The 25651-nt window shown below is 44.7% G+C and carries 24 protein-coding genes and 1 tRNA gene; 17 read left to right on the top strand and 8 right to left on the bottom strand.

Annotation, left to right across the window (positions count from 1 at the left end):
* Positions 1-85: 85 nt before the first annotated feature.
* Together BM021_RS02355 and BM021_RS15395 are read left to right on the top strand one after the other, a co-directional pair.
* Positions 86-1177, top strand: coding sequence for a DUF3387 domain-containing protein (locus BM021_RS02355; RefSeq protein ID WP_090718415.1), 1092 nt, complete (start codon positions 86-88; stop codon positions 1175-1177).
* Positions 1178-1270: 93 nt separating this feature from the next.
* Entirely contained in the window at positions 1271-1480 is a 210-nt protein-coding gene (locus tag BM021_RS15395) for a hypothetical protein (RefSeq protein WP_090718411.1), read from the top strand.
* 25 nt (positions 1481-1505) lie between these two features.
* On the opposite strand, the gene BM021_RS02345 is transcribed toward BM021_RS15395, so the two are convergent.
* From BM021_RS02345 to lnt, 6 genes are read right to left on the bottom strand one after another with little or no spacing between them, the layout of a single operon-like run.
* The gene (locus tag BM021_RS02345) at positions 1506-2207 is read right to left on the bottom strand and encodes a M48 family metallopeptidase (RefSeq protein ID WP_090718409.1); all 702 of its coding nucleotides are present in this window, start codon (positions 2205-2207) and stop codon (positions 1506-1508) included.
* Positions 2186-2938 carry a lysophospholipid acyltransferase family protein gene (locus BM021_RS02340; RefSeq protein ID WP_090718406.1) on the bottom strand — a complete coding sequence of 251 codons (753 nt, stop codon included), beginning with the start codon at positions 2936-2938 and terminating at the stop codon, positions 2186-2188. Before BM021_RS02340 ends, BM021_RS02345 begins: the two co-directional genes overlap by 22 nt.
* Positions 2935-3474, bottom strand: coding sequence for a D-glycero-beta-D-manno-heptose 1,7-bisphosphate 7-phosphatase (gmhB, locus tag BM021_RS02335; protein WP_090718404.1), 540 nt, complete (start codon positions 3472-3474; stop codon positions 2935-2937). The genes BM021_RS02340 and gmhB overlap by 4 nt, the downstream gene beginning before the upstream one ends.
* Position 3475: 1 nt before the next feature.
* Positions 3476-5671 carry a glycine--tRNA ligase subunit beta gene (gene glyS, locus BM021_RS02330; RefSeq protein WP_090718401.1) on the bottom strand — a complete coding sequence of 732 codons (2196 nt, stop codon included), beginning with the start codon at positions 5669-5671 and terminating at the stop codon, positions 3476-3478.
* Positions 5668-6591, bottom strand: coding sequence for a glycine--tRNA ligase subunit alpha (glyQ, locus tag BM021_RS02325; protein ID WP_090718398.1), 924 nt, complete (start codon positions 6589-6591; stop codon positions 5668-5670). Before glyQ ends, glyS begins: the two co-directional genes overlap by 4 nt.
* Before the next feature lie 35 nt (positions 6592-6626).
* Positions 6627-8126: an apolipoprotein N-acyltransferase gene (lnt, locus tag BM021_RS02320; RefSeq protein WP_090718396.1), complete on the bottom strand. Its 1500-nt coding sequence runs from the start codon at positions 8124-8126 to the stop codon at positions 6627-6629.
* 419 nt (positions 8127-8545) lie between these two features.
* Here lnt and BM021_RS02315 point away from each other — a divergent pair, with 419 nt between their 5' ends.
* From BM021_RS02315 to ychF, 11 genes are all read left to right on the top strand, one after another.
* Entirely contained in the window at positions 8546-10282 is a 1737-nt protein-coding gene (locus BM021_RS02315) for a tetratricopeptide repeat protein (RefSeq protein ID WP_090718393.1), read from the top strand.
* A gap of 142 nt (positions 10283-10424) precedes the next feature.
* Positions 10425-11192, top strand: coding sequence for a septum site-determining protein MinC (gene minC, locus BM021_RS02310; RefSeq protein ID WP_090718391.1), 768 nt, complete (start codon positions 10425-10427; stop codon positions 11190-11192).
* A gap of 26 nt (positions 11193-11218) precedes the next feature.
* Positions 11219-12031: a septum site-determining protein MinD gene (gene minD / locus BM021_RS02305; RefSeq protein WP_090718388.1), complete on the top strand. Its 813-nt coding sequence runs from the start codon at positions 11219-11221 to the stop codon at positions 12029-12031.
* The gene (minE, locus tag BM021_RS02300; RefSeq protein ID WP_090718385.1) at positions 12028-12306 is read left to right on the top strand and encodes a cell division topological specificity factor MinE; all 279 of its coding nucleotides are present in this window, start codon (positions 12028-12030) and stop codon (positions 12304-12306) included. Before minD ends, minE begins: the two co-directional genes overlap by 4 nt.
* Before the next feature lie 95 nt (positions 12307-12401).
* Positions 12402-13040 carry a lipoprotein insertase outer membrane protein LolB gene (lolB, locus tag BM021_RS02295; protein WP_090718382.1) on the top strand — a complete coding sequence of 213 codons (639 nt, stop codon included), beginning with the start codon at positions 12402-12404 and terminating at the stop codon, positions 13038-13040.
* A 42-nt stretch (positions 13041-13082) separates the two neighbouring features.
* The gene (gene ispE / locus BM021_RS02290) at positions 13083-13922 is read left to right on the top strand and encodes a 4-(cytidine 5'-diphospho)-2-C-methyl-D-erythritol kinase (protein WP_090718380.1); all 840 of its coding nucleotides are present in this window, start codon (positions 13083-13085) and stop codon (positions 13920-13922) included.
* 4 nt (positions 13923-13926) lie between these two features.
* Positions 13927-14001: transfer RNA gene (locus BM021_RS02285), tRNA-Gln, on the top strand.
* 45 nt (positions 14002-14046) lie between these two features.
* Positions 14047-14997: a ribose-phosphate pyrophosphokinase gene (locus tag BM021_RS02280; RefSeq protein WP_090718377.1), complete on the top strand. Its 951-nt coding sequence runs from the start codon at positions 14047-14049 to the stop codon at positions 14995-14997.
* Positions 14998-15061: 64 nt separating this feature from the next.
* Positions 15062-15679, top strand: a complete 618-nt coding sequence (locus BM021_RS02275) for a 50S ribosomal protein L25/general stress protein Ctc (protein WP_090718374.1) — start codon at positions 15062-15064, stop codon at positions 15677-15679.
* Between the two features lie 117 nt (positions 15680-15796).
* On the top strand, positions 15797-16366 hold the full coding sequence (gene pth / locus BM021_RS02270) for an aminoacyl-tRNA hydrolase (RefSeq protein ID WP_090718372.1): 570 nt from the start codon (positions 15797-15799) through the stop codon (positions 16364-16366).
* Between the two features lie 70 nt (positions 16367-16436).
* A complete protein-coding gene (gene ychF / locus BM021_RS02265; protein WP_090718369.1) occupies positions 16437-17528 on the top strand; it encodes a redox-regulated ATPase YchF in 1092 nt (363 codons plus the stop codon).
* 15 nt (positions 17529-17543) lie between these two features.
* Here the strand turns inward: ychF and rapA are convergent, their stop codons facing one another.
* Together rapA and BM021_RS02255 are read right to left on the bottom strand one after the other, a co-directional pair.
* Positions 17544-20444, bottom strand: a complete 2901-nt coding sequence (gene rapA, locus BM021_RS02260) for an RNA polymerase-associated protein RapA (protein WP_090718366.1) — start codon at positions 20442-20444, stop codon at positions 17544-17546.
* Between the two features lie 247 nt (positions 20445-20691).
* Complete coding sequence (locus BM021_RS02255) at positions 20692-21444, bottom strand: DUF2490 domain-containing protein (protein ID WP_090718363.1); 753 nt, start codon at positions 21442-21444, stop codon at positions 20692-20694.
* A gap of 592 nt (positions 21445-22036) precedes the next feature.
* Between BM021_RS02255 and BM021_RS02250 the strand changes: the two genes are divergently transcribed.
* The 4 genes from BM021_RS02250 to tsf all read left to right on the top strand — a co-directional run bounded on the left by BM021_RS02250 (position 22037) and on the right by tsf (position 25632).
* A complete protein-coding gene (locus BM021_RS02250; protein ID WP_090718359.1) occupies positions 22037-22345 on the top strand; it encodes a c-type cytochrome in 309 nt (102 codons plus the stop codon).
* A 440-nt stretch (positions 22346-22785) separates the two neighbouring features.
* Positions 22786-23538, top strand: coding sequence for a fumarate/nitrate reduction transcriptional regulator Fnr (fnr, locus tag BM021_RS02245; RefSeq protein ID WP_090718356.1), 753 nt, complete (start codon positions 22786-22788; stop codon positions 23536-23538).
* A 253-nt stretch (positions 23539-23791) separates the two neighbouring features.
* Entirely contained in the window at positions 23792-24514 is a 723-nt protein-coding gene (gene rpsB / locus BM021_RS02240; protein WP_090718353.1) for a 30S ribosomal protein S2, read from the top strand.
* 233 nt (positions 24515-24747) lie between these two features.
* Positions 24748-25632 (top strand): translation elongation factor Ts, encoded by an 885-nt coding sequence (tsf, locus tag BM021_RS02235; protein ID WP_090718350.1) that lies wholly within the window; start codon positions 24748-24750, stop codon positions 25630-25632.
* The last annotated feature ends 19 nt before the right edge of the window (positions 25633-25651 follow it).

Here is a 25651-nt window from a genome sequence, read left to right as displayed (position 1 = left end):
TTTAACCGTTCCATCGCTACCTCAAGTTGCTCCGTTCCACTTGCCTTCCGTGCCATGATGACCTCTACCAAAGGTAAAGGCTTATATTATTACTGTTTCTATCTGTAATTGGAATTACATCGGTATTGTTAATGAACTGAAGCGCGCGCTGAAGACCTATACCGAATCCAAAGGCCGCGGTAACCCGGCCAATCTCGCCCAGGAAGCCTTTGCGGTGTTGCTGGAGAAGATCGGCATCGTGCGCGGGATGTTTGCCGGGTTCGATTACAGCGCATATGAAACCCAAGCGCATCAGTTGCTGGTGCCTGCCGCTAATCACATCCTGAATCTGGATGGTTTCAGTAATCGCAAAGCGCGCAAGAAAGAATTCCTCGATGCCGTGCTCGCCATTACCAAAGCCTTCGCGCTGTGCGGGACATTGGATGAGGCGCACGAATACAAGAAGGAAATCGCTTTCTTTTCCGCCATCAAGGCGGTGATTACCAAATACACCACAGTGGATAAAAAACGCACAGCAGAAGATAGAAGCTCTTCGCTCAAGCAAATCCTCGACAATGCGGTTATTGCGGAAGGTGTGGCGGATATATTCGCGCTAGCCGGCCTGAATAAACCCAATATCGGCTTGCTCAGCGATGAATTCCTTGAGGACATTCGCCATATGCCCGCCAGAAACCTCGCGGTGGAGTTGCTGGAAAAACTTCTGCGCGATGCAATCAAAGCCAAAACCCGCAACAATGTGGTGCAGGAGAAGAAATACGGCGATCGCCTGCTGGAAACCTTGCGCAAGTACAACAACCGTGCTATTGAAACCGCTCAGGTCGTTGAAGAACTCATTCAAATGGCCAAGGAGTTCCAGGAGTCGATGAAGCGCCATGAAGATCTGGGGTTGAATGAAGATGAATTGGCGTTTTATGATGCGCTGGCCAATAACGAAAGCGCCGTGCGCGAGCTGGGCGATGATACTCTGAAGAAAATCGCACATGAACTGGTCGAAAAACTGCGCGCCAGCACCACAGTTGATTGGAAAGTCCGCGACAGCGTGCGCGCAAAATTAAGGAATATGGTGCGTATCCTGTTGCGCCGCTATAAATATCCGCCGGATAAGATGGAGGGAGCGGTAGATCTGGTGTTAAAACAAGCAGAAGCGCTTTCAGAAACATGGACAGTCGCGTTCTAACGCCAGATTGACAAATCGTCCCTCATGGCAAGAAACGCATTTCAATTTCTCCAGTGCAGAGTTAGGGAAACGCTGATTAATTCGGCGAACGGGATGAAGCGCGAGGCGCACGGAACGCAGCAACCGAGACATATCAATCAGATAGACGAGGAAGCGAGTACTGCGCAACGAAGCGATTCGCCCGTGCAGTCAATTAATCAGCGTTTCCTTAGCAATTCAGGCAGCCTCGGGTTCATGACATTGATCCGCGGGGTTTACAACGCGATGTCAACGAATGCAATGAAAAAAGCGCCAGTTTCGTAGGCCCTTGAGTTCCGTGGAATTATCACTAACCATATTCCCTAAGTGCCCTGCGTGCCGGCCGGTAGTCGGGATAAACGCTCTCCACTACCCTCCAAAATGCCGCCGAGTGATTCATTTCAATCAGATGTGACAACTCGTGGGCAACAACGTAATCGATCAGGTGCAGCGGCAGCTGGATCAAGCACCAGTTTAAATAAATCATTCCGCGTGCACTGCAGCTCCCCCAGCGGTTTTTTGCGCGCGACAGACGAAATGGGGGTGGACACAGATTTAATTTTTGCGCATACACGGCGATGCGTTCCTTGTAGCAATTGATCGCTCGCTGGTCATACCAGGCCATCACAAATTTTTCGATCTGGTGGGGATTGAGTTGCGTCAGGAGCTGTTCCGCAAACGTAGGATCCGGCATTTCATCAGAGAATTGCTGCATCATTTGTATTTCACCCGAAGGTTTCAGCGCGATGCGCCAAGGTTCGCCCAGCAATGGATAAGCTGCATCATGCGCCCATGTCGGGGCAAGACTTTTTTTGTTCTCCCAATGCTCAAGCTTTTCCGTGATCCAGTTTGCTTTTTCCTGCAAAACGGTTTCGACCCTGGAAAGGGGAGCTTGCAATGGCGCGCAGATACTCAGACCATGGCGGTCAATTTTTAAACCGATGTATTTGCGTTTAGACCGTTTTAAGGTATAAGTGATTTCCCGGCCGTTTAAGATAGTTTGTGTGAGCATCGTTGCATTTTTTGCTGACCTTGACTGATACGTAGCATTTCATTCTCAATCCAGGTTTCCACTTTCTCGTTTAATTCACCCGCTTCCATTCCGGTAGGGTCGATGGGTTTTCCGATACTGACTGTGATCGTGCCAGGCATTTTGATGAAAGAGTTTCTCCCCCAAAACTCACCCGCATTATGGGCGACCGGCACCACCGGCACATTCGTATGGGTCGCCAGCCATGCGCCGCCGATGCGGTATTTGCCCCTTTTTCCGGGTGGAATACGCGTGCCTTCAGGAAATATAACGATCCAGAAACCCTGCTTTAACCGCTCCTTGCCTTGCTCAACAATTTGTTCCAGCGCTTTTTTGCCTGATTTTCTGTCGATAGCGATTGGGCTGGTCATCGCTAATCCCCAGCCAAAAAATGGGATAAGTAGTAATTCCTTTTTCAGCACCCATACCTGGGGCGGAAAAATTTGTTGAAAAGCCAACGTTTCCCATGCCGACTGATGCTTGGAGAGCACAATACTCGGCGTGTTGGGGATATTTTCTGCGCCTAAGATTCGATAGCGAATGCCGCACAAATTACGCAGCAGAAACAGCATGATAAATGTCCAACTGGAAGTGACGCGATAACGGTTATGCGGCGATAATGGAAAGCAGGCCAGCGTGATCAATGCATAGGGAGGGGTAATAATGAGTTGCAGCAACATATACAGCGCTGAACGTAAAACTGCCGATATCATGCCTGCCCAACCAAAGCATCAACCGCCGTTGCCAGATTTTCGAAAATCTGCGTATCGGGAGGAATTTCTTCTTGAGCACGGGTAGTCTGTCCTTTACCGGTCAAGACCAAAATCGGTGTTGCACCGACTGCGGCCGCGGCTTGCAAGTCCTTTAGCGAATCACCGATAGCCGGAACATTTTTTAAATTCACACCATATCGCTGTATGATTTCATCAAACATGCCAGTTGCCGGTTTTCGGCAGGAACATTTATCCGCATTGGTATGTGGACAGAAAAATATGGCATCAATGCGCCCTCCAATGTGATTGATCACTTTATACATTTTGTCATTAATGGCATTGTAAGTGGCCATGTCGAGTAACCCGCGCCCGATACCGGATTGATTGGTGGCAATCACTACCCGATAGCCGGCGTGCGTCAAGCGGGCAATCGCTTCCAGGCTGCCTGGAATGGGTATCCATTCGTCCGGTGTTTTGATGAATGTATCACTGCTCTGATTAATAACACCTGCTTGGTCGAGGATGATCAGTTTCATATCACGCTGCCAGTTTTGAAAGATCCGCTACTTGGTTCATGAGTTTATGCAGCTGTGCCAGCAGGGCAAGCCGGTTATTTCGCAATGAGTCATCTTCAACGTTTACCATCACGTGATCAAAAAAAATATCAACCGGTGACTTTAATGCGGCCAACATCTGTAAGGAAGTCGTGTAATTCCCGGCGCTAAAAGCTTCGTTGGTTTTAGACGACAGATCTGTCAATGCCTGATACAGCGCCTGCTCAGCAGATTCTTGAAGCAAACCAGTATTTACTTCCGTGTTGATGCTGTCTTCCGTTTTTTTAAGAATATTGCCTACCCGCTTGTTGGCAGCCGCCAGGCTAGCTGCTTCGGGCAGGGCTGAAAAAGCGCGCACGGCGGCGAGTCGTTTGGGGATATCGCTTAGATTTTGTGGATTCAAACTGAGCACGGCATCGACTTCATGCGCGGTGTAACTTTGTTCGCGCAGGCTGCCGGCGAGTCGTTCATAAATAAACGTCAGCAATTGTTCACGTGATTCTTTTGGAATGCGCCGATGAGCAGCATCTACGAATTCTGTTTTTTCTCCAGACTTTCTTCTGTTATCAACCCAATCATCTGCCCATTGATTTTTAATATCTTGATTATCAATCACGTCAGCAACCTCGCCAATCAAAGCATCCAACTCAAGTGGCAAGCTTTTTTCAATCAAGATGCGAATCACACCCAAGGCATGGCGGCGTAACGCAAACGGGTCCTTATCGCCAGTTGGAATTTCTCCAATGCCAAACATATCCACCAATGTTTCTAGCTTATCCGCCAGCGCTACGCAAATGCCAACCGGATTGCGCGGCAATTCATCACCAGCAAAGCGCGGCTTATAATGATCTTCAATGGCAAACGCGATATCGTCATCTAATCCTTCATATTGTGCATAATAACGTCCCATGATGCCTTGCAGTTCCGGGAATTCACCTACCATATCGGTGAGCAAGTCGGCTTTTGCCAGTGTAGCGGCTTCATAAGCCTGGTCAGCCAGTACATTGTCCCCCAATTGCTGTCCGATCATACGTGCAATCGCACGGACAAAGTGCATGCGTAAGCCCTGCGTGCCCAGTTTATTGTGATAAATCACCTTATTCAATTCCGGCACACGCGATGCCAGCGTTTTTTTGCGATCCTGATCAAAGAAAAACTTGGCATCAGCCAGGCGCGAACGTACCACGCGTTCATTCCCGGCAATCACCTGAGCAGGATCGGTTGGTCGGATGTTGGAAACCAGCAGAAATTTGTTGGCCAGTTTTTCGTGCACATCCAGCAGCGGGAAGTATTTCTGATTCGCCTTCATGGTCAGAATCAGGCATTCCTGCGGCACTTGCAGAAACTCCGGGGCAAATTTGCCTACCAGAACGTTGGGATGTTCGACCAGTGCGGTTACCTCGTCCAATAGCGCGTCATCGTCAATGGCGACGAGATTTTCCTGTACGGCTGCAGCGGTAAGCTGGCGCACGATTTCCGCGCGGCGCTCGGAAAAGCTGGCAATCACAGCGCCTTCAGTTGCCAGTTGTTGCACGTAACTGTCCGCATTGTGCAACACGATGGGATTGATTTTTGCTTCGAAACGGTGACCCTGCGTTTCACGCCCGGCTTGCAAGCCCAAAATATTGACGGGAACAATTTCTGCACCATGCAGCGCGACCAGCGCATGCGCGGGGCGAACAAAATTAACACTTTGCCAGCCATCAGCTAACTGGTATGTCATCACCTTGGGAATCGGTAACTGGTGAATCGCCTCCTGCAAAGCTTTCTGTAAGCCATCGGTCAATAGCGCTCCTTTGACCGTCCTGTCCAGAAATAACGTTTCTGTTTTATCTTCCATCACGCGCTTAAGCTGCGGCACCACGGATGCATCTGCGCCCAGGCTTTCCAGTTTTTTTAGTAAAGGCGGCGTCGCCTGACCCTGAGTATCCAAACCGACAGCCACTGGCATCAATTTTTGTGCGACCGCTTGATCGGCTGCCTGTGCAGCCACATGCGTCATATGGACTGCCAATCGCCGGGGTGAGGCATAGGGTGTAACATGCGTTTCTTCTGTCACAAGCCCTTGCACTTTCAGGCCGGCAGCGAGCAATTCCGCAAAGCTGTTGCCGAGCTGCTTCAGTGACTTGGGTGGTAATTCCTCCACCAATAATTCAACCAGTAAATTTCTCGATGTCATGCGGATTCTGCTGAGTGAGGTAGCTGCGCAACCCATTCGCGGGGTGCCATGGGAAAAGATGGATGTAGGCTTTCGCGGCTGACGTAATACGCCTTGGCAACCTGCCGTGACAGATTGCGGATGCGCCCGATGTAGGCGGCGCGTTCCGTAACTGAGATAGCGCCGCGCGCATCGAGCAGATTGAACGTATGCGCTGCTTTCAGCACCTGCTCGTAGGCAGGCAGCGCCAGTTGCTTCTTGATTAAATCCTTGGCTTGTGCCTCGTGCTTGTTGAATAGCTCAAATAAAAATTCAGTATCACTCTGCTCAAAGTTATAAATCGATTGCTCCACTTCGTTTTGATGATATACGTCGTGATAAGTCAACCCCTTGGTCCACACCAGATCAAACACGCTTTCCACGCTCTGCAGATACATCGCCAAGCGTTCTAGTCCATACGTGATTTCACCAGTCACAGGCCTGCAGTCAATGCCGCCGACCTGCTGGAAATAGGTAAACTGTGTGACCTCCATGCCGTTGAGCCAGGCTTCCCAACCTAAACCCCAGGCACCCAGGGTTGGATTTTCCCAATCATCTTCAACCAGACGCACGTCATTCTGCGCCAAATCAAATCCCAATTCGCGCAACGAATCGAAATACAGATCCAGAATGTTTTTTGGCGCCGGCTTGAGCACTACCTGAAACTGATAATAATGTTGCAGGCGATTGGGGTTATCCCCATAACGTCCGTCTTTTGGCCGGCGTGCCGGTTGTACATACGCCGCTTTCCACGGTTCCGGGCCTAAGGCCCGCAGGAAAGTGGCGGTATGACTTGTTCCCGCGCCGACTTCCATATCATAGGGCTGCAGAATTGCACAACCTTGCTTATCCCAATAATGTTGCAGGGCAAGAATAATTTCCTGAAATGTATGTGTTGACATGAAGAATCGGGACAGCCCAAAATAAAAAACGAATTTTACAGGGTTTTCCTTGCAGCGCGAAAGGCAGATATCAACCCCATGCACAATATTAATCCGGCAAGTCCGAGAACCGGATAATTTCCGCTGCGCACATAAGGTGTGGCACCACTGAAGCCTTGCGCCAATCCATGCAGTGCCGCAGTGGTGAAAATTTCTATGGTTTGCAATACCTTACCGCGCTCGTTAATGATCGCTGTTACACCGGTGTTGGTGGCGCGCAGCATATAACGGCCGGTTTCCAGTGCGCGCATTTGCGAAATCTGCAAATGTTGCTGCGGTCCGATGGAACGTCCAAACCAGGCATCATTGCTGACATTGACTAGCATCGTTGCCTGTGGCAATTGATTGATGATCTCTTCGCCAAACACGTCTTCGTAGCAGATATTAATCGCTACACGCTGTCCTGCCAAATCCATCGGTTGCTGATCCAGGCCACCGCGTGAAAAATCGGAGAGTGGAATCTGCAGCACATGAATTACCCAGCCGAAAATGGGTTTTAAGGGAATGAATTCACCAAAAGGAACCAAATGGTGTTTGCGATAGCTTTGTTCTGGAGATATACCTAAACTAAACATGGTGTTGTAATATTCATTATTGTCATTAGTTGTGCGCTCAGCCAGGCCGATTAATACATCCCCATTGTTGCTTTTGGCATGCGCGGCCAAATAAGACAAATAAGTACGTGGCACGACATCACTAAACAGCGGAATGGAAATTTCCGGTGTTACAATCAGACGGCTGTCACTTTCCAGGATGAGTTTGGCGTAAATTTCCATGGTATTTTCGATATGATCTTCACGCCATTTCATGTCCTGAGCAATATTGCCTTGCAATAAACTAACCGTTACTGGCTCTCCCTGTGGTTTAACCCATTCAATCGTTAGCAAATAAAAACCGCTAAACCAGATCAAAGCCAATAGCAATCCATAATTCCATTTCCTGCCTTTTTCAAACCACAGAAAAAGCAGGGCAGCGCTAAATACCACAATCAGTGAAATACCATAAGCGCCCAGGATGGGCGCAAAGCCCACCAATGGGCTGAAGGGTGCCTGTGAGTAACCCATTGCCAACCATGGAAATCCAGTAAACAAACTGCCGCGCAACCATTCAAATAACATCCATAATGCAGCAGCTACTGATGCCCAGAGCAAGGGAGAAGCGAGGCGGAGCTTAGCTAATATCCAGATACTGAATGCCGGAAATAGGGACAAATAAGCACATAAGATGATCAGCGCAATGACCGCGATGGGCATGGGCATGGCACCAAAATCGTGCAGGCTGACATAAATCCAGGTCACTCCCGCGCAAAACAATCCCATGCCAAAACCAAATCCAAACACTGCCGCTTGCAGAGGGGTTTGGCTTTTGTAGCAAAATCCCAGCAATACTGCTAGTGTAATAACAGGTACCGGAAACCAATAAAATGGCGCAAAACCAAGTACTGTTAGCAACCCCAGCAAAAAAACAATAACTAATTTGATACTATAAAGATTCATCAAGCAAGCGAAGATTGAAGCGTAGCCATTCGATAAGATTATTCGATAAAAAAATGCGAAGTTATCAGCTCACGCGTTAATGGCGTACATTATAAGGTTATATGAACTTTCATGATTTAATGCTGTTCTCAGCATTTGCCTATCATAAATTAATCAGTGATATCTCTGACACAATTTTGATCTTGCTTTTTTATGGTAATGAATACCAAGCACTGAAAATCAAATACCTAAATAATTATTTATTCACTTTATTGTCGGTATAAAAGTAGAATATGCTCATTATTGTGGTAAGAATTTACCGATGAATAGAAAGATCTCTCTTAGGTAAAGAATAATATGAGGTTATTTAACTCATCGTTTTAGCATTGTGCAATCGTTATATCTTTCTTCGATATTGGAAAAAAACAACCGGATTTTTCATGAAATTTAAAATTCTATGCGTGTTATTGCTGTCTGGACTTACTGCCTGCGCGCAGATTCCCGCTAAAGAGGGAATAGAAGAAACAGGAGAATCCATTGAGCAAGAAGAAGTCAGCCAAGCCAATTTGCCCAAGCAGGAACTGACTGCGCCTATTTTATTTGATTTTTTAGTGGGCGAAACTGCCTTGCAGCGAGGCAATCTGGACATTGCGCTCAACCGTTATCTCAAGCTGGCCAAGACTACGCGCGATCCTCGAATCGCCAAACGCGCCAGTGAAATTGCCTTGCACACAGGCAACCCATTGGCTGCAGAACAGGCTACTGCCCTGTGGGTTGAGCTTGATCCTGATTCAGTCGATGCCCGTCAAACTATCGCAGCGCTATTAGTCAATCTGGGCAAATTAGATACAGCGCGACCTCATTTAGAAAAATTACTGGCTTCAGAAAAAGAAGGCGTTGGCCATGCATTTATGCAACTCAACCAACTATTGTCGCGTAACCCCGATAGAGCAGCGACATTACAGTTAATACAACAGCTGTCTCAGCCTTATAAAAATTTACCAGAAATACATTTTGCAATTTCCCAAGCGGCATGGTTTGCTAATCAACATCAACTTGCACTGGAGGAAATGCAGCGGGCACTTGCTTTACGGCCTGATTGGGAAATTGCTGCCATTTATAATGGCAGAATATTACAGCGTATTTCTAATACGGGCGCGAGCGAATTCTATCGCAATTATCTCAAAAAATATCCTGCCGCCAATGAAGTGAGGATTGCCTATAGCCGGGTATTAATTAACGACAACGAGATCGATTTAGCCCGTGAGCAGTTGCAACTGTTATTAGATAAGAATCCTGAAGACCCTGAGATCATGCTGGCGATCGGATTGCTAGCTACAGAAATGGGAGATTTCGATATTACGGAGACGACTTTCAAAAAAGCGCTTAGCCTGGGGTATAAGGATCTGAATGCTGTCCATTTTCATCTGGCTCAGATCTATGAAGAAACCAAGCGCCCTGATATGGCGATGGAATCCTATCAAATGGTAAAAAGCGGACCTCGTTATCTGCCTGCACAAATACGCTATGCAGATTTACTAGCATCCAAAGGCTATTTGAAAGAAGCGCGCGAACACTTGCAGAAACTTCCGGCAGCCAACGACCAGCAAGCAGCCCATTTAATATTGGCCGAAGCGCAAATTTTGCGAAGATCCAAAGCCTATCAAGAAGTATTCGATTTATTGAATGCTGGTTTAAAGAAACTGCCTGATTATCCCGAGTTGCTTTATGATCGTGCTTTGGCCGCCGACAAGCTGGGCAAGTTTAATATTCTTGAACAGGATCTGCGCAAATTAATTCAACTCAAACCTGACAGCGCGCATGCTTATAATGCGCTGGGTTATAGTCTTGCTGAGCGTGGCGCTCAATTGCCGGAGGCTTTGAAATTAATTCGCAGAGCAGTCGAACTTTCTCCCGAAGATCCCTATATTATGGATAGTCTTGGTTGGGTATATTATCGGATGGGCAACTTTGTAGAAGGATTAAATTACTTGAATCTGGCTTTTGCAGCCCGCCCTGATCCAGAAATTGCAGCGCATTTAGGAGAAGTTCTTTGGATGCAAGGGGCTAAGGAAGATGCTAAAAATATCTGGCGTTTTGCCTTGGAAAAAGATCCTGACAATGAAGTATTGCTTGAAACCCTGCAGCGTTTTATGAAAAAGAAAGTAATGGATTAATTTTATTTCTTTTGGATTTTTAAGACTTGACTCGGCAAGATAGTCCATGACGCTACAGATTCAATGCAATCAATGATGAGTTGGCAGTACAATTGAAATAAAATTGTCATATTACTCCTCCCGTAGATAGAAATCCTCAAAAATGCTTAATACTTCATCAGTACTTGAATTTAAAAGCGGTACTTTTTTTGCACCTATTTTGGTTCTTTTCAAACATGATATTGTCGCCATTGAAGAAGCATTACAAGAGAAAATAAGCTTGGCACCAGAGTTCTTTAAAGACTCTCCTTTGGTTATTGATTTGCGTGAATTGAACAAGCAGAATCAAGATCTGGATGTTGTTCAGATCATCCAGATGCTACGCAGAATAGGTTTTTTTCCGGTCGGTCTGCGTGGGGGTAATGAACAACAAAATAGGCAAGCACGCGCATTATCAATTCCGATAGACACAGTACGCGAGCAGGGCAATTCCATCATTATAGGCGACACACCAAAACAGGAAATTACTTCGCAACTTTCCTCGCAGCCCGAGATCCCAGTTACCCAATCGGCAGATCCTGTAGCTGCTCCGCCAACGGATTCAGCAGCGACTACATTGATTACCCAGCCGGTTCGATCAGGACAGCGTATTTATGCATCAGGTGATTTGATCATTCTATCTCAGGTCAGCGCAGGTGCCGAAATAATGGCTGAAGGCAATATACATGTCTATAATACCTTGAGAGGGCGCGCCTTAGCAGGTGTGCATGGCAATACGGCTGCCAGGATATTTTGTTTTGATTTGCAGGCCGAGCTTATTTCTATCGCAGGGGATTATAAAACCAGTGAGGATCTAACCAAGCAAACCTATAAAAATCCCGTGCAGATATATTTGCAGAATCATGCTTTGATCATTAAAGAAATTGCTTAAGACCAAATATAGCAAAGGAGGCTCAATTGGCAAGAATTATCGTCGTGACATCAGGCAAAGGTGGTGTTGGTAAAACAACAACAAGCGCAGCAATTGCCATGGGATTAGCAAAAGCAGGTCATAAAACGGCTGTTATTGATTTTGACGTGGGTTTACGCAATCTGGATTTGATTCTAGGTTGCGAGCGCCGGGTTGTATACGATTTTATCAATGTGATCAATGGTGAAGCCAGTCTCAATCAAGCCCTCATTCGTGATAAAAATTGCCATTTGCTGTACATTCTGCCCGCTTCTCAAACGCGTGATAAGGATGCATTGACTCAGGAAGGCGTTGGCAGAGTTTTAGATGAATTATCAAAGGAATTTGATTATGTTGTTTGTGATTCGCCCGCAGGCATAGAAAAAGGGGCGAATTTGGCACTTTATTTTGCAGATGATGCTTTTGTCGTTACTAACCCAGAAATTTCTTCAGTGCGAGATTCGGATCGTATGTTAGGTATTTTGTCTAGCAAATCACGACGTGCTGAAAGAAATGAAGAACCCATTAAGGAATATTTATTGCTGACGCGATATGATTCCGACCGCGTCAGGCAAGGCGAAATGCTGGGCCTGGATGACGTGCAAGAAATCTTATCCCTGGAGTTATTGGGTATCATTCCTGAATCAAAATCAGTTTTATCCGCATCTAACGCTGGTATACCAGTCATCCTGGATGAGAAAAGTGAAGCAGGCCAGGCTTATGCCGATGTTGTTGCGCGTTATTTAGGAGAAAAACGACCTCATCGATTTATCGATGGTAAACAAGGCTTTCTCAGGAGGCTTTTCGGAGGAAGAAAATGAGCTTATTGGATTATTTTAGATCGTCTAAACCTAAAACCGCATCGGTTGCCAAAGAAAGGCTACAAATTCTTGTAGCGCATGAGCGCAAATATCGCAATCAGCCTTCCTATTTACCACAATTGCAAAAAGAGCTTTTAGAAGTTGTCCGTAAATACGTCAATGTGGATCAGGACGCAATATCAGTCAATTTTGAGCAGGATGAGAATCAGGAAACCCTTGAGCTCAATATCGTATTGCCTGATTATCAACATTCCAGCAAAGGATTAAATAATTAAAATATCCATTCAAATCCACTAAAAATCGCTGCTATATTTACCCATCAATCTCAGATAATTCCAATCTCGAATTGAAAAATCTTAAACCATTCTTGATGTGGCTCAGAATTAATCAGCAGGATATCTATGGAAAAATTCTGATAGTCTGCGTTTTTGCCTGGGTTTCCGGTTGTGCCACATTGACTCCTCAAGCCCCGATTGATTCGACGATTAAGACGATTCTTACTGAGCCTGTTGCAGATGCCCAAACTGTTCCAGCGGCTGATTTCAATCTGCTCGGCCGAATATTCATTCAGGATCAGAATCAAAGTTTTTCCGGTAGCTTCCGCTGGCAACATTTAGCCATCAGTGATGAAATTTTGTTATTTACCCCGCTCGGTCAAGCGGTAGCGGAGATTTCAAAAAATCAGGATGGCGTGCGTTTGATCACATCAAAACTCGAAGCTTTTTATGCCAATGATGCAGAAAGCTTGACAGAAGAAGTCTTGGGGTGGCGTCTACCGCTCAATGGTTTGCAGTATTGGATACAGGGCACACATTCCCCTGCTACCGCAGCCGAAAAGGACATAAACAACAAAGATCAGGTTATAGCAATCCGACAGGATGGTTGGAAAATTCATTATAGTAGTTACGCGCCTGCACAGTTAAATCAACCTCCTCTTCCCCGAGTATTGAATCTCATCTATGAGAATTTGAAAATCAGGCTAGTAGTGGATGATTGGAAGGCCGAATAAATGATTTCCTTCTAAACATAACCATTTAATTCATAGTTATCCATGCTTACATTTCCAGCCCCTGCCAAGCTGAATCTTTTTTTACATGTCGTCGGCCGCAGACAGGATGGTTATCATTTATTACAAACAGTGTTTCGTTTTATAGATTTTTCTGATCAATTGAGTTTCAAGCTGCGTGCAGATGATACTATCAAACTGCATAACCCTATTGCCGGTGTGCCAGAAGATATCGATTTATGTACTCGCGCCGCCAAGCTGCTCAAGCAAAAAACCGATACTGGGCAAGGTGTCGATATTTTCCTGCAAAAACGGATTCCGATGGGTGGAGGTTTAGGTGGTGGCAGTTCTGATGCAGCAACGACATTGCTGGCACTTAATCATCTGTGGAAATTAAATTTAAGCAAAGATCAGTTGCTTGAATTAGGGCTGCAACTCGGTGCAGATGTTCCCGTATTTATTTTCGGACAGAATGCATTTGCGCAAGGAATTGGTGAGAAATTGGCAGCTATAGAGCTGCCGCCGGCTTGGTATTTAGTTCTTATACCATCAATACAGGTATCAACTGCAGAAATTTTTGCGAGTAAGGAATTGACACGCAATACATTACCGATCAAAATACCGCCCTTTTCTGTCTGGCAAGGACATAATGATCTGGAAGTGGTCGTTTGTCGAACACACCCTGAAGTAGCAAAATGTTTGGAGTGGCTAAAGCGATTAGAAAATACTACAATAACAAGAATGAGTGGTTCGGGTGCTTGTGTGTTTGCTGAATTTACAACAGAATGGGCAGCTCAGAACGCTTTTAAACAAATTCCTGATGATATGAGAGGCTTTGTAGCAAAAGGACTTGATTATCATCCCATATATAAATCAGTAGAGTAAATTTTGGGGAGTCGCCAAGTGGTAAGGCACCGGATTTTGATTCCGGCATTCGTAGGTTCGATCCCTACCTCCCCAGCCAGTTTTCAGTTATACAGCCAGTCTGTGTATGAATCTAAAAAATAACATGTCTTATGACAGTTTGATGGTTTTTACCGGTACTGCCAATCCCAAATTGGCCCAGGATGCGGTGAAGCATCTGAATATCCATCTGGGGCGCGCTAATGTGGGTCGCTTCAGCGACGGTGAAATCATGGTGGAAATCCTTGAGAATGTGCGGGGAAAGGATGTTTTTGTCCTGCAGTCCACTTGCGCTCCTACCAACGACAGTCTGATGGAGATATTGGTCATGGTTGATGCGCTGAAACGCGCATCGGCTGGCCGAATCACTGCTGCGATCCCCTATTTTGGATATGCACGTCAGGACAGAAGACCGCGTTCAGCTCGTGTGCCGATCACAGCCAAAGTAGTGGCTAATATGCTAACGACTGTCGGCATTGATCGATTGCTGACCATGGATTTGCATTCGGATCAGATTCAGGGATTTTTTGACATACCGGTCGATAATATTTATGGTATGCCCATCTTACTGGGGGATGTGTGGAAGAATAATTACCAGAATCTGGTTGTCGTATCACCTGATGTTGGCGGAGTGGTGCGCGCCAGACATATGGCTAAGCGCCTAGAATGTGATCTGGCAATTATTGATAAGCGACGCCCGAAACCCAACGAAGCAAAGGTCATGAATATCATTGGTGAAGTTAAGGATCGCACGTGCGTTATTATTGATGACATGGTGGATACGGCCAACACCTTGTGTGAAGCAGCAAAAGCATTAAAGCAGCAAGGAGCAAAATCGGTCTTGGCTTATTCTACGCACGCTGTATTATCGGGTAATGCAGTGGAACGTATTCAGAACTCCGATCTGGATAAGCTGGTAGTCACCGATACGATACCCCTGCGTGAGGATGCGATGGCATGTGATCGCATTTGCCAGCTAAGCATTGCTAGTCTGCTGGCGGAAACCATGCTCCGTATCAGCAATGAAAGCTCATTAAGCTCTCTCTTTATGGAATAAATTAACTTGGTTTTTTAACCGATTTGTTTGGTCGCGAACAAGTCACAATGATGGAGCAATCTCAATGAAAATTGAAATCAGTGCCGACAAGCGCACATTGCAGGGAAAAGGTGCGAGCCGCCGCCTGCGTGGTTCTGGTAAAGTCCCAGCAATCATCTATGGTGGTGATCAAGCAGCACAACCCATTGAAATGAATCATAAGGATTTATTTTACAATCTCAAGATGGAGGCTTTCCACGCATCCATCCTGTCTTTGAACGTAGCGGGCAAAAAAGAACAAGTGCTGCTACGCGATATACAAATGCATCCTTTTAAGCAGCAGGTACTGCATGTGGATTTTCAGAGAGTCGATCAAAACAAGAAAATACATATGAAAGTTCCATTGCATTTTATCAATGCAGAAATTTCACCGGGAGTAAAAACTTCTGGTGGTATCGTTTCTCATATTTTGACTGAAGTGGATATCAGTTGTTTGCCGGCAGATTTGCCGGAATTTATTTCAGTGGATCTGGCTGAGCTAACCGCAGGACATACACTGCACTTGAATGATCTGGTATTACCCAAGGGAGTAGAAGTTGTTGCACTAACCAAAGGTGATAATTTACCGGTTGCAACCATTGCCATTCCGCGCTCGGTGCTCGCTGAGGAAGCTTCCGAGGAAGCGGGTGCAGAGAAAAAATAAGCACCGGATAAGAAAAGACTCTTTAATCGCTCTGAGAAACTTGATAAATCTGCTGGGATTACACCAATACCGGCAGTTTTTATTTTTTAACCATCTCATAGACAGTCTATCGCATTCATGAAGCTTATTATTGGATTGGGTAACCCGGGCAAAGAATATACCGGTACACGCCATAACGCTGGCTTTCATTGGGTAGATCGATTAGCCGAGATGCTGCATGTGACCCTAAAGCCGGAAGCGCGGTTTCATGGATTGTGCGCCCAAGTCCGCCAGAAAGATATGGAGTTATGGTTACTGGAACCGCAGACCTTTATGAATAGGAGTGGACAATCTGTAGCCGCCCTGTGCCAGTTTTATAAAATTCAGCCAGACGAACTGATCGTTATCCATGATGAGCTGGATCTACCACCAGGTATCGCAAAATTAAAGAAGGGTGGTGGCTTGGGTGGTCATAACGGACTCAAGGATATTGCAGCGAAATTGGGTACTCAGGATTTTTGGCGATTAAGAATAGGTATAGGTCATCCGGGCGAACGCAATGCTGTGGTCGGTTATGTATTACATCCCCCTAAAAAGGAAGAAGCGCAGCTCATTGACGAGGCTATTCAAAGGAGTCTGGAAGTTTGGCCACTCCTTGTTCAAGGTGCTTGTGAAGCAGCGATGTTAAAATTGCATACTAAAGTATAAAAATCATATCATTATAATGTTTTCTAGAAATTCCATTGCTATTTAAAATAATTTTGATGAGAATCGGGTCATGAGTTTGAAATGCGGAATCGTAGGCCTTCCCAATGTCGGTAAATCGACATTGTTTAATGCATTAACCAAGGCAGGGATCGCCGCAGAAAACTATCCTTTTTGTACGATAGATCCGAATATTGGCATTGTTGAAGTTCCCGATCCCCGCTTGCAGAAGCTCAGTGAAATCGTCAAACCGCAAAAAGTACAGCCGGCAATCGTCGAATTCGTGGATATCGCCGGGCTGGTGGCTGGCGCATCCAAAGGGGAAGGTCTTGGCAACAAGTTTCTTGCCAACATCCGGGAAACGGATGGCATCGTCAATATGGTGCGCTGTTTTACTGATGATAACGTTGTGCACGTCGCCGGCAAGGTAGATCCCATAGCTGACATTGAGGTCATTCAGACCGAACTGGCTCTGGCTGATTTAACCACTATAGAAAAAACACTTCAGCGCGAATCCAAAGTAGCCAAGTCAGGCAATAAGGATGCCATTAAATTCTGTGCTCTGCTGGAAATGGTACAGGCTCATCTTGACCGAGGCAATCCAGCCAGAACACTGGTTCTGGATAAGGAACAAAAACAATTACTGCAGCCGCTTTGCCTATTAACTGCAAAACCGGCTATTTACGTTGCTAATGTGAATGATCATGGCTTTGAAAATAATCCGCTATTAACACGAGTAAAAGAATACGCAGTGAGTGAAAATGCCCCTGTCGTAGCCATATGTGCTGCCCTTGAGGCAGAAATTGCAGAACTTTCTGAGGAAGATAAAAAAATCTTTTTAGCTGACCTTAATCTGGAAGAACCTGGGCTCAATCGCCTGGTGCGCGCTGGCTACGATTTGCTCGGATTGCAAACTTACTTTACCGCCGGCATTAAGGAAGTCAGAGCTTGGACCATCCACAAAGGTGATACTGCACCCCAAGCTGCAGGTGTCATTCATACTGATTTCGAGAAAGGCTTTATTCGCGCTGAAGTGATCAGCTATGAGGATTTTATCGCTTATAACGGCGAACAAGGCGCCAAGGAAGCTGGCAAAATGCGCCTGGAAGGAAAAGAATACGTCGTTAAAGATGGCGATGTGATGCATTTTCGCTTCAATGTTTAGTTTTCGCCATCAGATTTAAATCGCTACAATAACCCGCACGGCATCCAGCCGCAGACTGCTGGTATTTAGGGCAACCATCAGTTTCTCCGATTGTTGCTCGAAAAACTGGATTTCTTCTTCACGCACGTTGGGATTGACTTTGCGTAAAGCTTTGAGTCGTTCGATTTCCAAGGTGAAATTTTGTTTTACCGTATCTCGCGCCTGTGAAATGATGTGTGGCACTTGCACGCTCGCTTGCTGCTCGTTTATTGCAAGCAATGTTTTTATGTTGTCTCCTTTGAGTTGAATCACTTGTTTTGCAATACCTGCTGATACCGGTGCCAGATGCCGATTAATGGTTTCGTGATCAAGATCTTCATACTGATCGCTGCCATGTTCGTCCATAAAAATACGAATGGCAACAGGCGGCAAATAATAGTTACTTTCCTGGACGCCCTGTCCGCTGGCTTCCAGTACAAATATACTTTCCAGCAATAAAGTACCGGGCTGTACCCTTTTATGTTTTAACGTAGTAACAACGGCATTACCCGATTCACTACTTAAAATTCTATCCATCGCGTGCACAACCATCGGATGTTCCCACGTCAGAAAATACATGTCTTCATTGGCTAAAGCAACAGCTCTGGAATAAGTAATTACCGATCCCTCATCCATTAAGCCAGGAAAAGGAATCGTCATATGCTCACTAGGTTCAAGCAAATAACTGCCTGCGCGATGCTCTTCAATATGCACACCACAGCAATCAAAAACAGCCTCCATATAGTACGGTAGCATGGGATCAGCATCACAAGAATAGGCTTTCTGACACAATTTTTCAGCAACAGTGGGACGAAAAGAATTATATTCCAATAACTTGTCGCGTCCACGTTCCAACACATCATTCAGAGCCTGGTTGGCTGATTGTGTCGCACGGATTAAGTCTGAGAGCGCCTCAACATTGGCTTGACGTTGATGAAGCGCAGCAATAAGCTCCGTTTCGACCTGCAGAAACACCGTTTGACCTGCCGGACAAGTTTTCTCAAACGCATTCAATCCCTCGTGATACCAGTGAAACATCACTGCCAGCGCGCTGTTTTCCAGATAAGGCACATGGATCTGAATGGTTTCTGCCTGACCGATACGATCCAGTCGGCCGATGCGCTGTTCCAATAAATCAGGATTAAGGGGTAAATCAAATAGCACCAGATGATGGGAAAACTGGAAATTGCGGCCTTCGCTGCCGATTTCCGAGCATACCAGGACTTGACTGCCTGTTTCCTTATCCGCAAAAAATGCGGCCGCACGGTCACGTTCAATCAAGCTCATACCCTCATGAAATACTGGAATATAATGACCAGTCGATGTCTTAAGCGCCTGAGCGATATCCCGTGCAGATTGCGCTGTGGCAGTAATGACCAGCACTTTTTCAAGTTTTAGTCGCTTCAGCGTAGCACTCAACCAACCCATCCGGGGGTCGATCTCAGTCCAGTATGGCTGTTCTGGCTCGGCCCTGACCTGATAGAGTAATTCAGGACACAGCAGCAGTTGCGGTTTGGATAACTTGGAAGTTTCAAAAGTCGCCAGGCATTGCTGATATTCATCAGGTAATGCCAGCGAAACAGCGATAAGCTCTCGCTCAGGAAATCCTTTAACCGCTGCACGTGTATTTCGAAACAGGATACGGCCGGTGCCATGCCGGTCCAGCAGCAATTCGGCCAGCGTCGTTCTGGCTTGCTGGATTTGCTCCTCACTTACTTTGTGATCTTGCAGTTGAGCAAGCAAGTCCACGGATTGCGCAGGATCAATTGTTGAAATGATTATTTGGCTGATTTCGTCATCCAGTTTTTGGCCTTCAAGCAATGCTTCCACGGCTTTGGCTATGGGCTCATAGGATTGTTCTTCAGCAATGAAATGTTCAAAACTATCAAAGCGATTCGGATCAAGCAAACGCAGGCGGGCAAAATGACTGGCTTTACCTAACTGTTCCGGTGTCGCCGTTAATAACAGCACACCTTTGGTTCGGGTCGCCAATTGCTCAATCATGGCATACTCTGGACTGACGGCTTGTGGAGACCAATGCAGATGATGCGCTTCATCGACCACCAGCAAATCCCAGTTGCCTTCCAGTGCGGCTTTAAATCGTTTTGGATATTGGCGCAAGAAATTCAGGCTGCAAAGTACCAGCTGCTCGCTATGAAACGGATTTTCCCTGCCATCGCTTTTTTCCAATGATAGGCAGCGTGCTTCGTCAAAAATACTGAATTGCAGATTGAAACGCCGCAACATTTCCACTAGCCATTGATGCATCAAAGTTTCTGGAACCACGACGAGTACCCGCTTGATACGTTCTGTTAACAATTGCTGGTGCAGTATTAACCCTGCTTCAATCGTTTTCCCGAGTCCTACTTCGTCAGCCAGCAAAACACGAGGGGCATAGCGATGCGCAACTTCATGGGCGATATAGAGTTGATGTGGAATCAGGCTGGTGCGGGTACCAATCAGCCCATACAGGGGCATTTTTGCCAATCGATGACGTATCAATAAGGTCTGATAGCGAATCTGAAACCATTTATCCTGATCAAACTGACCGGTAAATAAGCGCTCCATTGGGCGGTTCAATTGCAAATGAGGCGCCAGTTGTTCTTCGGCGAGCTCAGTTCGCTCTCCTTGTTCACTTATGCCAGAATAGACAACCAAGCCCTCCTGCTCTTTTACATGCGTTACTTCCAGTACAGTACCATCATGACTACTGATGACATCTCCCACCTTAAATACAATGCGTGTCAAGGGAGCCGAATGCTTGGCATATGAGCGCGTTTCATCCACCGCCTCGAAGCGAATAGTCACAATTCTGTGTTCAACAGCCTGAACTGTGCCAAGACCGAGTTGTAAATCAACGTCGCAGATCCAACGCTGACCTGGCTTAAATTCATGCATGTGTTACTTTGTTACAGATCGAAAGGAACAGTATGGTAATAGAAAATAAAGAAAAAATATTACTATTTCTTTCTATTGAATTCAATGAAGACAATCAAGTGAAAAACCAGCTTACCATCTGCAGATACAACGAAGTAATAGTAGAAAATAGTAGAAAAATTTAGCCGGTTAATTCTTTGCAAGGAAAATTTAACCGGCTATCTATAAGTCTCACTAGGTGCTATAGATTGTTATCTCTATCGTCTCATTAGAAATTCAAGAATAAATTGGCAACAAAGTTATGCATCATTTGATCAGGACGAGTATTATGCGGTCTGTTGATAAATTGATTCATATAGCCCAATTCAACGGTCGCATACTGGTTGACTTTGTAACCTAATCCAACGAAGGCACGATTCTGATCGTAACCGCGAGAAATAAAGCCCGGATTATCAACAGTATTCATGGCAATAAACAATTCACTTTGAACGATAAAACTAAGATTCGGATCTATTGATGGCACTGGAACTGCGAGTTTAACTAACTGACGGAATCGATGAGCCACATCATCGTCACCAGGATTGGGTGCATTATGATCGAAGAATCGCTGCTCGAAACGGCTGCGCGCCGACAATCTGCCGAATGAAAAACTATCGGCCCACGTTACTTGCTGCCAGATACGATGTTCGTTAAATGGTTTCGCTGCTAGCGGTTCAGCCGTTGGTGCCCAAGCATAGCCTGCCCACACAACAATTTTATCGGTTAGCGCATAACCTAAACCGGGACGTATCAGGGATTGCGTAAATTGAGTAGCATCATTACCAAAACGTCCTTGTCCTTCCATCCACCATCTGAATTTTTTCAAATCAGGATTATTGGGGTTAAGTGAACCAAAATTACCAAGTGCCGTAACGTTTCCCCAAACTTGAAAGTCTTCTACGGTCCTGTCAGCGGCAACCGGGGTACTTAGAATCAAGCCAAGTGCAGCCCATATAATAAAAATGTTTATTTTTTTAAACATGCAATCTCCTTTGTTTAAACAATTTAATTCTGCAAAATTTGTTAATTAAAATTTTGTTTATAAATAATAATCTCTATTGCATGCAACAACTCAGTTCCATATTGACTGTAGGTAGTTGCTTACCCCATTTTTTTCATAAATGGCGCTTGATTTTATTAAAAACAAAAGAATCTTAATCGCATTCCTAACACGCCGTCGCGCACGATAACACAGTAAATGTTAAGAAAGTGTCAAGAAAAAAAACTATAATAAGTGATGTTATTGTGATTAATTCCCACTTAAGCTTGGCTTAAGCACTTGTATAAGCTTGTATAAATTAAATTAGAGACTTGAACATATCTTTTTTAATTAGAGACTTGAACATATCTTTTTTATTCAGCTTATAGATTGAGGAAATTCATCACTCATGATTAATAATTAGTGACTATAAAACGAACCTTTGCGTAAACTGACCGATGCTCTAAAACATTCGTTTGACAACTTGTCTTAACAGTAGGTATGGTAGTTCTCCTGTATCACAGCGCTTGATTAAAATAAGGCAATCAAGTTCAGATTGGCGTATCTCTCTTATCTATTACAACTGGAGTTAAAAATGAAAAAATTAAATTTTGGATTAGCAATATCGGCACTGTTTATATTAGTCGGTTGTGGAGCCAGTAGAGACTATACGCCCCCAGCTGATGCTTCTGGCGAACAGATTTTCAGCACAGCATGCACAGAATGCCATAAACCTTTAAGCCCGAATGTTGCAATGATACTCAGTGAGAAGGTAGCCAATAAGGAAGCTCTTATCAAAAAATTTCAGTCAGGAAGTATGAGAATGCCTGCGTTCAAGAATATCCAGGGTGAAGCTGCAGATCGCTTGGCCGACTATATTTTAACGAATAGCCAAGTCAAATAAATTTCTTACCTGAGAATTTGAATGATTCTCAGGTAAATAAACCAAAGAGTAATTCTGCATTGCTGATTAGCGTGTAGATATTTATCAAAAATGTTCCAGTTGACTAAAATCCTGAACATCAATAATTAAAGCCCATTTCTTTCAATGCAAATAGTGAGCACTGAACGATATTTCGGAAATTGATTTCTATGCAAATTCCCTTCTTTTATTAAATAAAGATTTTGCTGGACTTCATTGGTGAAGCCGCTTAATTGCGCATTGCTCAGGAAAGAGAAGTATCGTCTCTGAAATAGAGCTACTTACTTTTACCTAAAGCAATTTCAAATCAGAAAGAACTTTTTTGATAATCCGAGGTAAAATTATGCATAGCTCATCAAACGCTGGCTTTGATTCAGATCAATCAGGCGTTGAAATGTAGCTCCTGATATTTGGAAAATACTTTGTCTTTAGAAATTTCATCACATCATCATCTTGATATCTCACACATAAAATCAAGCTGCGCAACTTGCAGTTTGCGTGAGTTATGCCTGCCAGTTGGTCTTAATGAGCATGAAATACAAGTGCTTGGAGATGTAGTCAGCCATAAACGTAAGGTTCAACGTGGCGGATATTTATATCGGACAGGTTCAAAGTTTCAATCATTGTTTGCTATTCGCAGGGGATTTCTAAAGACTTGCATTCTTGAGCAGGATGGGCGGCAACAGGTAACCGGTTTTCATATGACAGGGGAATTGCTGGGGTTGGATGCTATCAGCACAGAATTACATACATGTGATGCGGTTGCTCTTGAAGATAGTGAAGTATGCGAGATTCCCTTTGCTAAATTAGAGGAAATTAGTCGTATCATTCCATCACTGATGCGTCATTTTCATAAAATTATGAGTCGAGAGATAGTGCAAGATCATGGTGTAATGCTGTTGCTAGGTAGCATGAAAGCAGAAGAGCGTTTGGCAACCTTTCTGCTCAATTTATCGCGCCGGTTTCTTATACGAGGCTATTCTGAATCCAATTTTTATTTGCGCATGACTCGTGAGGAAATTGGCAGCTATCTTGGACTTAAGCTGGAAACCGTGAGTCGTGCTTTTTCTAAACTACAAGACGAGAATATTATTACAGTTGATAATAAGCATATAAAAATTAATGATATTGCTCGTTTGAAAATGAAAATGGGTAATTCTACCTGTGTTCCGTAATAAGTTCTGATGATCTTCGCTTCAGATTGAAAAATATTCTATTAGATCAATATTCAATTAGCTCTCTATTCTATTCTGCTTTCTGTCAGCTTGAGTAAGTATTTTAAGATGTTTATAATACGCGGATAATTTGACGTCGAGCTTGCAGTTGATGTGATTAGCAAGTCAAATTAAATTCACACATTCGTCTATCAATACTCAACTAAGCAATAGTGATTAAGGCGAGTGGAGGCTCAATCCTAAAGGAGAATTTATGTCTGTAACCATGCGACAAATGCTGGAAGCAGGTGTTCACTTTGGACACCAGACGCGCTTCTGGAATCCCAAAATGGCCCCTTACATTTTTGGCCATCGTAACAAAATCCATATTATCAATCTTGAAAACACCCTCGTAATGTATGAAGAGGCCTTGAAATATGTGCGGCAATTAGCAGCGAACAAAGGGGTGATTTTATTTGTTGGTACCAAGCGACAAGCGCGCGACATTATACGCGAGGAAGCAACCCGCTGTGGATCTCCTTATGTAGACCAACGCTGGCTTGGAGGAATGCTGACTAACTTCAAAACCATCAAGCAATCCATTAAGCGTTTACAAGATATGGAAACTATGGTTCGAGATGGTACTCTGGATAAGCTCGTGAAAAAAGAAGCGCTTGATCTTCAAAGAGAGTTGGATAAACTCAATAGCAGTTTGGGCGGCATCAAGGATATGAAAGGGTTACCTGACGCCCTATTTGTAATAGATGTGGGATATCAAAAAGGTGCTATTACAGAAGCCAGAAAGCTGAGTATTCCAGTCATTGGCGTAGTCGACACCAACCATAATCCGGAAGGTTTGCAGTACATCATTCCAGGGAATGATGACTCAAGCCGAGCAATACGCTTATACGCCCGCGGTGTAGCTGATGCCATTCTAGAAGGACGTAATCAAGCGATTCAAGAAATTGTTGAAATGGGTACTGCTGAAGCTGAATAGATAGAAGAACACTTCCTGAATATTCAGAAATAGATTGGATATATAATTGTAATTTACATAGAATTACTTATCGAAATATTGGTACTGGATTATCTTAGAAATTACCTGTTCTAGTTTAATTTTTTATTACCGGATGTCAGGAATTAAATTAATTTGCAGTAAGGTAAGTATATTCTTCCCCCTGATAAATATCTATATCTCATTCATAAACTAATTTTGTATCTGGAGTAAATATGGCGGAAATTACCGCAAGCATGGTAAAAGAATTACGCGAGATGACAGGGCTTGGCATGATGGAATGCAAGAAAGCCTTAGCAGAGACTAACGGTGATATGAAGGCGGCTGAAGATCTGTTGAGAATAAAAAGTGGCGCCAAAGCCAGTAAAGCGGCTGGTCGGATTGCAGCAGAAGGAGTTGTAAGTGCCTATATTTCAGCAGATGGCCAAAGCGGTGCATTGGTTGAAGTTAATTGCGAAACAGATTTTGTTGCCAAAAACGACGATATTATTAATTTTGCCAAGGGTTTGGCTGAGCTCGTAGCAAAGAAGGATCTGACTGAAATGACGGCGCTGAGCGATGCGTCATTACCTTCTGGTGAAACGGTAGAAGCAACGCGCAAGGCATTGATCATGAAATTAGGTGAAAACATCAGCATTCGCCGCTGCGGACGTCATGCAACACAAGGGCAACTGGCTTCTTATCTGCATGGAACAAAAATCGGTGTAATGGTGGATTACACAGGAGGAGATGAAGCACTGGGTAAGGACCTCGCAATGCATATTGCAGCAAGCAAGCCTGTGTGCGTGTCCACAGAGCAGGTATCAGCTGATGTATTGGAACATGAACGTCAAATTTTTACTGCTCAGGCCGCTGAAAGCGGCAAGCCAGCAAATATTATTGAGAAAATGGTCGATGGGCGTATTGCGAAATATCTTGCAGAAATAACACTACTGGGCCAACCTTTTGTTAAAGATCCGGAACAAACTGTCGATAAATTATTGGCGAAAAAATCCGCCAAAGTAAATGGTTTTACCATGTTCATTGTAGGTGAAGGAATAGAAAAGAAAGCGGAGAATTTTGCGGAAGAAGTAAAAGCACAGATGGGACAAGCAAAATAACTTCGATATTTCAAAAACG

The organism is Nitrosomonas sp. Nm166, assembly GCF_900112825.1.
Classification (GTDB): Bacteria; Pseudomonadota; Gammaproteobacteria; order Burkholderiales; family Nitrosomonadaceae; genus Nitrosomonas.
This window is presented reverse-complemented; position numbering and strand designations above follow the sequence as displayed.